Raw genomic sequence first — 13,529 nt, 5'->3', positions numbered from 1 at the left:
TCACCTAATCGTTGACTTCTGGTTCGGTCAGCAGCGCCAGCAGCTGCAAGGATTCCTGCCAGCCGGCATAACAGAATTCAGCCGGTATGGCTTCCGGCACACCGCTTTGCTCGATCGTCAGTTCGGTGCCTATTAATACCGGCTTTAAGCGGATCGTTACCTGCATCGGGCCAGGTAAATTAGGGTCGTCAAACTGGTCATTCAGACGGATCAGGCTATTGGGTATTAACTCGAGGAAAGTGCCGGCAAAGCTATGGCTTTTGCCGCTGCTAAAGTTAGTGAAAGCCATGTTATAACCACCACCAACCCGGGCGTCCATACTCAGTACCCGGCAGGTAAAACCATGCGGTGGGTACCATTTTACTAACGCCTCCGGCTCTAAAAAGGCGCGATAAACCCGCTCTGGCGGGGCCTTTACTACCCGATGTAGGGTTATGGTATTGCCTGACATTATGCATCTCCTGCAATTAAGGTGTGGTTTGTGGTTGTGATCAAGTGTAGTCGAAACTGTCAGAGGCGGAGTGACGCTATCGGTTGGCCGGTCAGCGGATATCGCAAAATGGCGGCAGTCTTGCTATCGTTAAAGCGGCTGGTGCATTGGTGCAATACGCCAACAGGGATATACTTAACGTTCAAACAATGATGTTACAGGTGAGAAGATGCGTTTTTTAAGCCGTCGGTTGGTGATGCAAGGTGATTTAAATTATGCCAATGCCCTCTTTGGTGGCAGGGCATTAGAATGGATAGACGAGGAAGCGGCGATTTACGCCATTTGTCAGTTAGAAACCAATAGCCTGGTGACCAAGCATATGGGTGCCATCAGTTTTGAAAGCCCGGCTAAGCTGGGTGACGTGGTCGAGTTTGGTTTGGCCACCAAAGCGGTGGGCCGAACCTCTATTACGGTAAGCTGTCTGGTGCGTAACAAGGCCACCAAAAAAACCATCTGCTTTGCCGATGATATCGTATTTGTGCGGGTAGACGCGCAAACGCAACGGCCAGAGCCGCACCATAAAACCTTAGAAATGTTGCAGTCCCAGACGTTAAGAGAGCTGCGCACTTTAAATCTGGATCTCGAATAACAGCAAGCAACGCCGGGGGTCTGTCTTCGATAGCGGCGCTTATGATTTTCCCGGCGCTTTGCTGCTACCCAAACCACCGCTAAGCACCAGTTGCAGGGCTTCGGCGGGCTTCATATCAAGGCTGCGGGTGCAACTGCGTGGCACTATAATGGTGTAGCCGCCGACGTTGTAGGCCATCGGGATAAACACCGCCAGTTGTTCTTCCTGCATCAGTGACGACATCCGGTCTTCTGCCTGGCCGCCTTGTTTGGTAACAATGCCAATCAGTTCAATCTCGGATGACGGCAGCTTCACCATCACCACTGAGCCATCACTAAAGTTCTTGCCGGCCATCACATCAATTAAATCTTGCAACATGCCGTAAATTTGTTTGCTGCCCGGCAGTTTCATTAATACTTTGCCCGGCAACTGCCAGAGCCAGTTCACACCTGCCCAGCGCGAGCTAAAACCAATTACCGCACAGGCGATCACAAAACACAGTATTGCCGTGCCAGGCAGATACCAGGTGGCCGGGATCAGCAGTTGCACCACTGGAGCGAGTGCACTTTCGATCGTGGTCAGCAGCCAGCGCAGCAGCTCGATAGTAATAATTAACGGCAGTACAATCGCCAGGCCTTTTAATAAACTTCTTACCACTATTTTCATCAGGGATTTCAATCTGCATCAGTCAAAGTAGCGCTAGCATAACAGCGATCAGGAAGCGGGCGCCAGTCTGGGGCTGGATGACGCTTGCCGGTTAGATTTTGCTTTTCTGGCGCTGTTTTAACTGCAAAAGGAGGCGTGCGGTTGACCAGGATAATCTAAAAGTTAGTTTAGCTATTGCTGCAATAAGTAGAAGTCGCCAGAATAAGCGGTGAGTCTACCGGGGTACTTATGGTTAATCTGACATTATTGGGCGCTTTTATTCCCACCTTTTTATTTGTTTCTGTGACGCCAGGCATGTGTATGACGCTGGCCATGACCTTGGGGATGAGTCAGGGCGTGCGTCGTACCTTCTGGATGATGTGGGGCGAGATGCTGGGCGTGGGTTTAGTTGCCATGGCGGCGGTATTAGGCGTGGCCGCTCTGATGCTGAAGTTTCCGGACCTGTTTCAGTGGTTTAAACTGCTTGGTGCCGCCTATCTAACTTATATTGGCATCCAAATGTGGCGCGCCAAAGGCAAACTGGCGCTGCCGCAGCTGGGCACAGCGCCGGTGTTGTTACCGCGGCGCACCTTGTTTAGTCAGGGCTTTATTACCGCCGTGTCTAACCCCAAAGGCTGGGCCTTTCATATGGCGTTATTACCGCCCTTTATCGATAGCAAACTGGCGTTTTGGCCGCAATTGCTGGTGCTGGTGGCCATTATTCTGCTGCTGGAGTTTGGCTCTATGCTGTTGTATGCCAGTGGCGGTAAGGCGCTGGCGTTGTTTCTGGCGAAAACCAACAGAGTACAGTATTTAAACCGCATTGGTGCCAGCCTGATGTTTGGCGTCGCAATCTGGATGTTAATGGGTTAAAGCCGTCAGTTGTAAGAAATAGCTGACGACTGTCTATCCGGCTTTACGTTATTAATCGCAGCCCGCCGGCGATTAGCCGGTGGCTTATGCGCCTGCGATACAGGTTGTGATAAAATCACGACAATTTCTCTGCCCCTTGATCAGGAGTTGTTGTGACCGCTATTTCCAGTTTATACCCGCAGTTATACCCGCAGCCGCTATGGCAATGGTTCGCTCAAATCTGTGCTATCCCACATCCGTCCAAACATGAGCAGGCGCTTAGCCGGCATATTCAGGCCTGGGCCCGCGATAAAGGTTTAACCGTCGTGGAAGACAAGGTAGGCAACCTGATCATTAAAAAGCCGGCGACAGCGGGGATGGAAAACCGCAAAACCGTAGTGATCCAGGCGCATCTGGATATGGTGCCACAAAAAAATGCCGATAAGGTGCACGACTTTACTAAAGATCCTATTGATGCCTATGTCGATGGCGAATGGGTCACGGCCCGGGGCACCACGCTGGGTGCAGATAACGGTATTGGTATGGCGTCGGCGCTGGCTATTTTAGGTAGTGACGACATTAAACATGGTCCGTTAGAGGTACTGTTAACGATCGACGAAGAAGCCGGTATGACCGGTGCCTTTGGTCTGGAAGCTGGCCTGCTCGACGCCGAGATCCTGATTAATACCGACTCGGAGCAGGAAGGCGAAATCTATATGGGCTGCGCCGGTGGTGTCGATGCCGAGTTTAGTATCCCCATGCAATGGCAACCGGTACCAGCTGGTCATCAGGCGTACCGTTTAAACCTAAGTGGCTTAAAAGGTGGCCACTCTGGAGTGAATATTCATCTTGGCCGCGGCAATGCCAACAAACTACTGGCGCGTTTTCTGGTTGAGCAGGCGGCAGCACTGGATCTGAAAGTCAGTGAAATCAGCGGTGGCTCGCTGCGCAATGCGATTCCGCGTGAAGCGGGCGTTACCGTAACGCTGGCCGCAGATAACCGCGCCCGCTTAGAGCAGGCAGTAGCCGCCTTTGAAACCCTGATCCGGCAAGAACTGTCAGCCGTGGAGCCGGCGATTAAATTCGCCGTAGCCGAGACCATTTTACCGGCCCAGGTGATGAATAATGACAGCCAGCATAAGGTACTACACCTGCTTAATGCCTGCCCGAACGGTGTCGTGCGGATGAGCGACGATATTGCCGGTGTGGTAGAAACGTCATTAAACCTGGGTGTCGTTACCACCACCGGCGATACCGTTCAGGTGGTCTGTTTAATCCGTTCGCTGATCGACTCCGGCCGCGAGCAGGTTGAGAGCACCCTGGCATCATTAGCGGCCCTGACTGGTGTTGCGGTGAAGTTCAGTGGTGCTTATCCGGGTTGGAAGCCCGATCCAGCTTCGCCGGTCATGGCGATTGTTAAAGATACTTATCAGGCAATCTATAACAAAGAGCCGGTGATTATGGTGATCCATGCCGGTTTGGAATGCGGTTTGTTTAAAAAGCCGTACCCAGAGATGGATATGGTGTCGATTGGCCCAACTATCCGCTACCCACATGGTCCGGATGAGATGGTTAATATCGAAACTGTCGGTCAGTACTGGCAGCTGCTGTTGGCCGTACTAGAGCGGATCCCAGCGCGAGCTTAATTCCACCTTTAACACAACAGTACGCCGGCCTGTGCAAAGCGCAGTGCCGGCGTTTTTTTGGGCTAGCTACAAGGCGCCAGCCAGATCAGCTGATCCAGGGCAATGCCAATGCGTTCGGCTTCGGCCAGATAGGGCGCACATTCTGCAGCGGACAACTGTGGCTTGCGGGCCAGCAGCCAGGCGTAATCCAGATTGGGCCCGACCACCAGGGCTATCTGGTAATCCGGATCCAGCTTGGCAATATTATAGCCACCATAAAAAGGCCCGAAAAATGACACCTTTAAGCGGCCGGTATTGCTGTCGCCAACAAAATACGCCTTGCCGGTAGCACTTTTCCAGCGCTCTTTTGTCGCATCATAGCCCCGATTAAGGACGCTGATACCGCCATCATCACGCAAACTATATTCCGCCGTTACCTGCGTTAAACCGCGTTCAAACGAGTGGTCCAGCCGCGCGATTTCATGCCAGGTACCTAGATAGCGCTCCAGCTCAAAAGGGCTGACCGGCGTCACCTTTTCCGGCACACTGGTACAGCCTGCGAGTAATAACAATAACAGCCAATAAAAACGCATAAAAATTTTCCTGCCAGGCAATCGGTTAGCTCAGTTTATACGTTTAATCACCATTATGGTTTTTTGATAAGTCATTATGGCTCTCAATATTTTTTCGGAGTTTGCACCGCTGGAGCTATATCAGCGTTATGCGGTAATGGAGGATGCCAATGACCTTTAATGATGAGCAGCGCTCGCGCATTATCGAAATGGCGTGGGAAGATCGTACCCCCTTTGAAGCGATTGAAAATCTATATGGCCTGAATGAGAGTGTGCTGATCCGTTTTATGCGTGCGGAGTTAAAGGCGAGTAGTTTCCGGCTTTGGCGCGCCAGAGTCAGTGGCCGCAAAACCAAGCACCTGAAGCTGCGCAGCCCGGAGATTAACCGCGCTTACTGTCCTACCCAATATAAACGCTAACCTGATAACAAAGTTAGGTTTTATCTGTCTTAAGAGCATGTTTTAATAGCGGCAATTCCCTTGCTAAGCAGGAGTGCCGCCTATGTTAGCCCTCACCGAGCCGGCGTTAGTTAAAACCCGCTCTTTTATCAATGGCCAGTGGCAAGCAGCAGGCCCCCATCGCTTTGCTGTGGTAAACCCGGCAAATGGTAAGACGTTGGCGCAGGTTGACGAAGCGACCCTGGCTGATGCCACTATGGCAGTTGAGGCAGCGGCGGCTGCGCAACCGGGCTGGGCCGCACTGGCCGCGGCAGAACGCGCTGCCGTGTTGATAGAATGGCAGCAACTGTTGTTGCAGCATGAGGCCGATCTGGCGTTATTGTTGACGTTAGAGCAGGGGAAACCGCTGGCTGAGGCGCGGGCAGAAATTCGTTACGGCGCCTCTTACCTGGGCTGGTTTGCCGAAGAGGCGAAACGGCTCTATGGCGATATTATTCCGGCGCCTGCCTCCGATAAACAGATCCTGGTACTACGGCAGGCCGTGGGAGTCGTCACGGCCATTACCCCCTGGAATTTCCCCAATGCCATGTTAATGCGTAAAGCGGCCGCTGCGTTAGCTGCGGGTTGCAGCTTTGTGGTAAAACCCGCAGCACAAACGCCACTCTCAGCATTAGCCTGCGCCGAGCTGGCGCAGCGGGCTGGCGTACCGGCCGGAATTTTTAATGTCTTGGTTGGCACTAACGCTCAGCAACTGGGCGAGGTGCTTACCACCCACCCACTGGTCAATAAATTTAGTTTTACCGGCTCTACTGCTGTAGGTAAAACCCTGCTAAAGCAATGTGCAGAGGGCGTAAAACGGGTCAGTATGGAGCTGGGTGGTAATGCTCCCTTTATCGTGTTTGCCAGTGCCGATCTGGAAGCCGCCGCCGAGGGGTTAATTGCCGCCAAGTTTCGTAATGCCGGCCAAACCTGTGTTTGTGCCAACCGGGTGTTGGTCGAAGACTCTATTCTTGAACAGTTTTTGCAAATCCTGTTACCTAAAGTGCAGGCACTTAAGGTCGGTGCTGGTACTGAACCCGGCGTGACTATTGGGCCTTTAATAGAGGCTAAAGCGGTGGCTAAGGTGCAGCAGTTACTGGACGATGCGCTCGACCAAGGCGCGACCTTGCTGCATGGTGGCAAGCCGCATCCGGCCGGCTCCTTGTTTTTCGAGCCAACACTGCTAACCGGCGTTACGCCGCAGATGCAGCTATTCCAGCAGGAGATTTTTGGTCCGGTGCTGGCCATCACCAGCTTTAGCACTGAACAGCAAGCCATAGCCTTAGCTAACGCCAGCGATTATGGTCTGGCCGGCTATATCTATAGCCAACAGCTGGGTCAGGTATTCCGGCTGGCGCAGGCATTGCAAGTTGGTATGCTGGGTGTGAACGAAGGCATTATTTCTAACGCTGCCGCGCCTTTTGGCGGTATCAAACAATCGGGTTACGGCCGAGAGGGCTCGCGTTACGGGCTCGATGACTATACCCAGTTAAAATATGTCTGTTTGGGTGGTTTGATTTAAGTTATTACAAGGGCGTGGCGCTCTACTACACTAATAACTAATCCGATTAGTAGCGATATGGGGTGTCAATGGACGCACAGTTAAAGCAGTTAGCCGGCTTTGTTGCCAGCGCTAATACCGTTGAAGAGTTAACCCGGCCGATATTACGGCTTATTCAGCAGCTAACCGGCCTGGAGTCGACCTACCTGACCAGTATTAATGTTGATGCTGGCATGCAGCGTGTTGAATATGTTTTAAATGCGGGGCAGTTACAGCTGACCGAAGGCCTGGAAGTGCCCTGGCACGATACGCTGTGTAAAAGAGCGCTGCAAAGTGGGCGCTTTATCACCAATGATGTGCCAAACATCTGGCCAGACTCTGCCGCAGCCAAAGCATTAGGATTGCAAACTTACCTCAGCGTGCCGGTACTGGATACCCGTGGCGAGGTGTGCGGAACCCTATGTGGCGCCAGTTCGCAGCAGGTTCAGCTGGACAACCCGGATGAGGTGTTGCAGGTGCTGCAGCTGTGTGCCGAATTGGTTAGTGTGCAATGGACCAGGGATAAATTACAGTATGCTGCCTTAGCTAGGGCCAGCGCCGCCGAGCGTGAGCTTGGTAAACTGCGCCTGCTGGCCGCCGTTAGTGAAATTTGCGTTGCCGCCCAATCCCTTAGCCTCGCGGTGATGCAAGTTGCCCAGGTGATGCAGCGAAGTGGAGAGTGGCAGCAACTACTGCCCTTTGAAACGCCTCAGCAACAGTTACTGCTGTTAGATCCGGCACAACAGGCACTGCAGCAAGCGCTGGCGCAGTGGCTTGCTACGCTGAGCGCAGAGGATCGTTGCCGCAATGTTGTTCCCCTCAACCCGGAGTTTCGCCCGCCTGAACTGTTAGATGCCCCGGCTTATCTGATTAATATCTTTGTTGGGCAACAGCCGGTTGCCGGTTTGCTGGCCTTACAACTGGCGGATAGTGGCTGCTCTGAGCAATTATTAATTCTTTCCGGCATCAGTAATTCTTTATCCCTGCTGGCCGCCAGATTGGATGAGCACAGCATGTTACTGGATGCAAACCAGCAACTTACTTACCACGCCCGGCATGATGCCTTAACGGGTTTACCGAACCGTTGCTATCTACTGGAAGAGTTGGAACGGCTGATCGCCAGAGGTGTCCGGCAACAACTGGGTTTTTATCTGATCTTCGTCGATTTGGATAAATTTAAGCTGATTAACGACCAGTTCGGTCATGAAACCGGGGATGAGTTCTTACGGCAAATTGCCCAGCGCTTACAACAGGTTCTGCGCAAAGGGGATTTTGTCGCCCGTCAGGGAGGCGATGAGTTTGTGTTGCTGTGTCAGGCACCGGAGATTTCAACCGAGCAAAGTGAGCTGATTATTAACCGGATCCGGCAATGTTGCAGTGGGGTATTTTCGCTGGGTGACTTTAAGCTACTGTATCATGGCCCCAGCCTGGGAGCGGTAAGCTGGCATAGTGGTGATAGCCAGGATATTGATTTGCTGCTTAGTCTGGCCGATGTGGCGATGTATCAGGATAAGCAGCGGCGCCGGGCAATGCCAGCGCCGCAGTTGTTAAGCTAGGTTAGTCTTTCTGATAGCGCTTAAACCAGGCCAGTGCATGCTCAATTTTGGCAATCATCCAGGATGGCCGGTTGGTCACGCCATGGCTGGCATCCGGTACCCGCACCATCACACTATCGATTTGTCGCAGCCGTAACGCCTGATAGTACTGCTCGGTATCGGCCATTGGCGTGCGGCGGTCTTGCTCACCGGTAAAGAGCAGTACCGGCGTACTGACATTGGCAACCAGCGATAACGGCGAGCGCTGCCAGTAGTGCGCCTGCTGATCCCAGGGCATACCGGGGAACTGATTGCGGATCTGACCGACATAGCTGTCGGCGGATAGCACCTTCGAGGTCCAGTTCACCACTGGGTTTGTCGCTGCGGCGGCATTAAAGCGGTTGGTCAGGCCTACCGCATAAAGGGTGCCGATCCCTCCGGCAGAGCCACCGGCAATAAAGAGGTTGTTCTCGTCAATAAAGCCTTTGGCCAGCATGGCATCAACCCCCGACATATGATCCTGAAAATCATGCTCTGACGCGTAGTTGTAGTGCAGTAACATGGCAAAACGCTCACCATAGCTGGTGCTACCACGGTAGTTGTTATACAGCACCACATAGCCTGCTGCGGCATAGCGTTGCAGTTCAGCCGCAAACTGCGGACCATAGGCCAGATGTGGTCCACCATGAATTTCCAGGATCAGCGGATATTTTTTGCTGGGATCGAAATCAGGCGGCGTAATATACCAGGCCTGAATTTCTTCGTTACTGGCAGCAGAGGTATAACGCAGTTCCTGTACCTGGCCCAGCTTACGCTGCGATAATAAACCGCCATTTAGATCCGTTAGCGTGCGGCTGCGGCCATTGCTAAAAACTGCCACTTCAGCCGGGCGCTGGCTGCTACCCTGGGTATAGGCGACAGTGCCGTTTGCGGCCACACTATACATGCCGCTCAGATAAGGCCGGCCCCAACTGGTGCCGCCTAAATCGGCCACCAGATCGGTCATCCGATCGCGGGTGCTAATTTGCGCAACCTTGGTTTGACCACGATCGGTGTACTGAAAGGTCAGCGTCGAATTATTCACCCAGCTTGGGCTTTCGACGCTGCGATCCAGTTCCGCTGCCAGCATCCGGATCTCGCCTGAGCGCAGATCCAGCAACTTCAGTTTGCTATTTACATAAGAGACCGCATCCGGACGGGTATAGGTAAAGGCCAGAGTTTTGCCATCGGGTGACAGGCTCGGCTCAGCTTCTTCCCCGTCTAAACGGGTTAACTGATTAAGCTGCCGGCTATGCACATCTACCTGATACAAATCGGCTTGCCGGCTTTGCAGCTCCCAATCCGGGTGGCGGTTGGCCGGGAAAATCAGCGCTTTGCTATCCGCCGTCCAGGCCAATGGCCCGCTATGCTGGTAAGGGCCGCTGGTCAGTTGCTGTTCGACACCGCCTGACGCCGGAACCACAAAGACTTGTGCATAAGCTGAGCGCATTACGCCGCGGCCATCGGCCTGATAGTAGGTACGTTCAACCACTATTGGGCTGGCTGACCAGTTTGCGTTAGCCGGCTTGCGCGGTTGATAGACGCTTTTGGCAAAGTCGGTTGCCGGTGCGGCCACCTCAGCCAGAAACGCCAGTTGCTGTCCGTCCGGCGACCAGCTGAGCTGACTGGGCCGAACTTGCAGCTGGCTGATCGCCGCAGTTTTTTGTTCGTTTAACCAGTGTACCTGGATCTGGCTGCTGCCATCACGGTCTGACACAAAGGCAATTCGGTTATTATCCGGTGCCCAGCGTGGCTGGCTATAGTTGAACTTGTCGGCAAACAACGGGTAATGGGCACCGGTTGCCAGATCCAGCAGCCACAAGCTGCTTTCAGTGCGGTCAGTCATAATATTATTCTGCTGGCGCACATAGACAATCCGTTTACCATCGGCGGAAATCTGTACATCGCTGGCACCGGCCAGACGGAAAATATCTTCGGCCTGCAGTGGCGTGAGCTCTGAAGTCGCTGCATTGTTAGTGGTATTGGCCGCGGCTGGGTTAACTGCCAGGGCAGGAATGATGCTAAGGGCCGTCACCAGACCGGCCAGGGGAAACAGTTTCATAGAACCTCAATAGCAATGATTGTTGCCTGTACCTTACCTGTTCCGGCGCGCTCTGCCACTAAAAATCCGGCAAAGCTCATAAATTTCAGGACCATCGCAGGGCGGGCGCCCTGCGCTAGGTCAGTGGCTCAGGGCGTAAACTGCAGCAGTAATACGCCGCCACACAAAACACCTGCCAGAAAGGTTACGGCAGGCACCCAAAGCGGCACACCGCCACGGGCATCTGCTGCCGGCTCAGCGTTTGTTTGTAATGTTAATTGTTGTCGGTCTAACGCAAAGGCGGCGGCCAGGGCTTTACTGGTTTCCAGTGAAGCAATGCCATGTACTTCCACCCGCTGAATGGTTCTGAGGCTTAGGGCGCAAATTTCGGCCAGTTGTTGCTGGGTCCAACCTTTTTCGGTTCTAAGCTGCCGGATAAGCTGTGGATTCAGTTGCATAGCTTACCCCTTAAACCAGATAGCCAGGCTGTAGCCAATCAGGGCACCGCAGGCACCGCCCAGTAAACCGAACATAAAATATACACCAAGACGCTGCCACAACGGCTGCTGTTGCCGTAGTTGTTTCAGGTGCGCCAGCATCCGGGCCAGATCCCATTCGTCACTATCAATGGTTTTGCCATCGACCGAAAACTCGATGTAGTAGGGCCCTTTAAAAATGCTGGCAACTTTAACCCGGATCTCGGCTTTTTTGCCATCAAGCTCAAACTGGTGAGTTGAGTGATAGCGAAAACTGCGTTTTTCCGATACCAGCTGTTCATCGACATAAACCTGTTCTTTGCCACTGCTCATTGAGCACATGACTTTAATAGTGTGGTCGCCATAGTCAAAAAAACTCAGGGTAGCGTCGGTTTGGTTAGTCATCATCTTTCTCCTCGGTTGGTCTACCCCTATTACAGTGTGCCGGACCTGACAAGCGTGACGACAATACCCTGCCAGTCCGCCTACTGTCAGCTGACAGTAAGACGACAGTTTTAGCTTTTCAATACTTTATAGAAAAATGCTGAAACTTTGATCTGGATGCTGGTAAAGGCACCCTTGCCTGACTAGGCTTTGCTTGTCTGTACAAATTAGTAGCGGTTTCGCTGATATTTGCGGACCTGTTACCAGCTCAACGCGGGAGAGTTCTGATGCGTAACCTTATCGCTTGTTTACTGTTCAGTGCCTTGCTTTACGGCGCGCAGGCTATGGCTGCCGGGCAACTCTGGCTGGTAACACCACAAACGGCTACTGCGGTAGCTGCCGGGAAAGATGCTGCGTCACCGTTACCGTCAGCGCAGCAATTACAGGCCTTTCTCAGCCTCGATATCCGTAATCGGGCAGTCACCAGCTTTGATAGTCAGCTGTTGCAATTACAGGGCACTGGTATGCAGCCGGTGTTGGTAATACAGTACTGTTTTGAGCTGCAAAGTTTTATTTTCCAGCCTGAATGGTTGGGTCCAACAGGCAATAATGATCTTTGGCTCAGCTACGCTTTACTGCAGCAGCTGGGCTTGCCACAGCAACGCTTGCCAATGCAGATCGATGACTTTACTGAGCAATTTAGCGGCCAGGCCGATGAAAGTACCCAGATCCAATATCTGAGCCGGCAGATCACTGTTCGCGGCATAATCCCAAGCCGGCTGACCTTACCCGGATCAGCTAACTTTGTGATCCGCAGTGATTGTAACCCGCCATCACAACAAGAGCGCAGCGTTATGCCGCCGCACTTTTTGTTATGGTGCGATTGCCCACAGGACGATTTAGCCCAGTCATTGCAGCAGTATTTAACAGGCTTATATCGCCAGGTTGGGGTGCAGGTTCGGTTTGGTGTGCAGCGGTTGTAGAGTAAAAATTAGGTTTGAGATTCGCCAAGTGGTTTTTTGTGCGTAAGCTCGTTGGACCAGGTGCTTTCGGAGTTAAGCGAGGCTATGTGAGGGAGCAATATGCTTGAAGCCGTTGCTATCGAAATTTATGTATAGCTTCTTCTATTTTTTATACATTTAGATTACGTTATGTATAAGTTTTGCGTTTTTCTATGTATATTGCTCACCACAAGATTAGAAAAAGCGATTTTCTATGCATAATAACTTACCTCAGTTACCACTGGCAGATATAGCTATTTGGGAAACCCGCAATGTGCTGAAAAAAGCGGCTGAAGCCCATCGTTATCTGGCAGAGCTTAAAGGGGTAGCTGCCAGTATCCCGAATGAAGCCATCTTAATTAACACTCTCGCCTTGCAAGAAGCGAAAGACAGCTCGGAGGTGGAGAATATTGTCACCACCCATGATGAGCTTTACAAAGCCAACTTGTTTGAAGAAGCGTTAACCAATCCGGCAACCAAAGAAGTGCAAGACTATGCTTTCGCACTGAAACAAGCTTTTGTTACCGTCAGGCAAACTGGCTTAATCCGGCTGGATGATATTTTAGCCGTACAGCAACAGTTAGAGCATAATCAGGCGGGTTTACGCCGTTTACCCGGCACAGCACTAAAAAATGCCCGTACCGGTGAAGTAGTGTATACACCGCCACAACATGCTAATGAGATCAGCCAGCTTATGGCTAACTTAGTGCAGTATATCAATGACGATAGCCTTTGTGACGCGGATCCACTGGTTAAGATGGCACTGATCCACCATCAGTTTGAAAGTATTCACCCGTTTTACGATGGCAATGGCCGTACCGGGCGCATTATCAATATTCTGTACTTGGTGGCGAAAGGCTTACTCAACCTGCCGGTATTGTATTTAAGCCGTTTTATTATTACGCATAAAGCTGATTACTACATACAATTGCAGCAGGTGCGTGAAACAGGTAACTGGGAGCCTTGGCTGTTGTATATGCTGGACGGTATTACGGTAACTGCTCAAGATACCATCAACCTGATCACCAATATCAAAATCTTGATGCAAGATGTAAAACACCGGTTGCGCGAGCAGCTACCGAAAATTTATCGCCAGGGGCTATTAAATAATCTGTTTTCTCATCCTTATACCAAGATCGAATTTCTGGTGGAGGAGTTAAGTGTGAGCCGTATTACGGCGACGAAGTATCTGGAGTTGCTGGTTGAGCATGGGTTTTTACAGAAACAAAAAATAGGCCGTGGCAATTACTATATTAACCAGCCATTGTGTGAGCTATTAACAGCGCACGGCTAAAACGGATTGCCAATTGCCAGAAGCCTTATG

14 protein-coding genes are annotated in these 13,529 nt (G+C 52.0%); 8 read left to right on the top strand and 6 right to left on the bottom strand.

From position 1 onward, the window contains the following. Positions 1–4: 4 nt before the first annotated feature. Positions 5–451, bottom strand: a complete 447-nt coding sequence (locus A9165_RS06735) for an SRPBCC family protein (RefSeq protein ID WP_065955363.1) — start codon at positions 449–451, stop codon at positions 5–7. Positions 452–659: 208 nt separating this feature from the next. On the opposite strand from A9165_RS06735, the gene A9165_RS06730 reads away from it, so the two are divergent. Next, the gene (locus A9165_RS06730) at positions 660–1,079 is read left to right on the top strand and encodes an acyl-CoA thioesterase (protein WP_065955362.1); all 420 of its coding nucleotides are present in this window, start codon (positions 660–662) and stop codon (positions 1,077–1,079) included. 39 nt (positions 1,080–1,118) lie between these two features. Here A9165_RS06730 and A9165_RS06725 read toward each other — a convergent pair whose 3' ends face one another. Further along, positions 1,119–1,724: a DUF502 domain-containing protein gene (locus A9165_RS06725; RefSeq protein ID WP_008951036.1), complete on the bottom strand. Its 606-nt coding sequence runs from the start codon at positions 1,722–1,724 to the stop codon at positions 1,119–1,121. Positions 1,725–1,952: 228 nt separating this feature from the next. On the opposite strand from A9165_RS06725, the gene A9165_RS06720 reads away from it, so the two are divergent. After that, positions 1,953–2,576, top strand: a complete 624-nt coding sequence (locus A9165_RS06720; protein WP_065955361.1) for a LysE family translocator — start codon at positions 1,953–1,955, stop codon at positions 2,574–2,576. Between the two features lie 152 nt (positions 2,577–2,728). After that, positions 2,729–4,201 carry an aminoacyl-histidine dipeptidase gene (locus A9165_RS06715; RefSeq protein ID WP_065955360.1) on the top strand — a complete coding sequence of 491 codons (1,473 nt, stop codon included), beginning with the start codon at positions 2,729–2,731 and terminating at the stop codon, positions 4,199–4,201. A gap of 62 nt (positions 4,202–4,263) precedes the next feature. On the opposite strand, the gene A9165_RS06710 is transcribed toward A9165_RS06715, so the two are convergent. Beyond that, positions 4,264–4,773, bottom strand: coding sequence for a lipocalin family protein (locus A9165_RS06710; protein WP_065955359.1), 510 nt, complete (start codon positions 4,771–4,773; stop codon positions 4,264–4,266). A gap of 149 nt (positions 4,774–4,922) precedes the next feature. Between A9165_RS06710 and A9165_RS06705 the strand changes: the two genes are divergently transcribed. The 3 genes from A9165_RS06705 to A9165_RS06695 all read left to right on the top strand — a co-directional run bounded on the left by A9165_RS06705 (position 4,923) and on the right by A9165_RS06695 (position 8,285). Next, positions 4,923–5,171 (top strand): TIGR03643 family protein, encoded by a 249-nt coding sequence (locus A9165_RS06705; protein WP_065955358.1) that lies wholly within the window; start codon positions 4,923–4,925, stop codon positions 5,169–5,171. An 82-nt stretch (positions 5,172–5,253) separates the two neighbouring features. Continuing rightward, positions 5,254–6,711, top strand: coding sequence for an NAD-dependent succinate-semialdehyde dehydrogenase (locus A9165_RS06700; protein ID WP_065955357.1), 1,458 nt, complete (start codon positions 5,254–5,256; stop codon positions 6,709–6,711). Between the two features lie 68 nt (positions 6,712–6,779). Further along, positions 6,780–8,285: a sensor domain-containing diguanylate cyclase gene (locus A9165_RS06695; RefSeq protein WP_065955356.1), complete on the top strand. Its 1,506-nt coding sequence runs from the start codon at positions 6,780–6,782 to the stop codon at positions 8,283–8,285. 1 nt (position 8,286) lies between these two features. On the opposite strand, the gene A9165_RS06690 is transcribed toward A9165_RS06695, so the two are convergent. The 3 genes from A9165_RS06690 to A9165_RS06680 form a co-directional block, all read right to left on the bottom strand. After that, on the bottom strand, positions 8,287–10,365 hold the full coding sequence (locus A9165_RS06690; protein ID WP_065955355.1) for a S9 family peptidase: 2,079 nt from the start codon (positions 10,363–10,365) through the stop codon (positions 8,287–8,289). A gap of 128 nt (positions 10,366–10,493) precedes the next feature. Beyond that, the gene (locus A9165_RS06685) at positions 10,494–10,802 is read right to left on the bottom strand and encodes a helix-turn-helix domain-containing protein (RefSeq protein WP_065955354.1); all 309 of its coding nucleotides are present in this window, start codon (positions 10,800–10,802) and stop codon (positions 10,494–10,496) included. 3 nt (positions 10,803–10,805) lie between these two features. Then, complete coding sequence (locus A9165_RS06680; protein WP_065955353.1) at positions 10,806–11,225, bottom strand: hypothetical protein; 420 nt, start codon at positions 11,223–11,225, stop codon at positions 10,806–10,808. Between the two features lie 266 nt (positions 11,226–11,491). Between A9165_RS06680 and A9165_RS06675 the strand changes: the two genes are divergently transcribed. Beyond that, on the top strand, positions 11,492–12,187 hold the full coding sequence (locus A9165_RS06675; protein WP_065955352.1) for a hypothetical protein: 696 nt from the start codon (positions 11,492–11,494) through the stop codon (positions 12,185–12,187). A 232-nt stretch (positions 12,188–12,419) separates the two neighbouring features. Then, positions 12,420–13,499, top strand: a complete 1,080-nt coding sequence (locus A9165_RS06670; RefSeq protein WP_065955351.1) for a Fic family protein — start codon at positions 12,420–12,422, stop codon at positions 13,497–13,499. The last annotated feature ends 30 nt before the right edge of the window (positions 13,500–13,529 follow it).

Origin of the sequence: Alishewanella sp. HH-ZS, from assembly GCF_001704375.1 — a bacterium.
Lineage (GTDB): Bacteria > Pseudomonadota > Gammaproteobacteria > Enterobacterales > Alteromonadaceae > Alishewanella > Alishewanella aestuarii.
The sequence above is the reverse complement of the archived record's forward strand: the minus strand, read 5'-3'. Positions and strand labels throughout refer to the sequence as shown.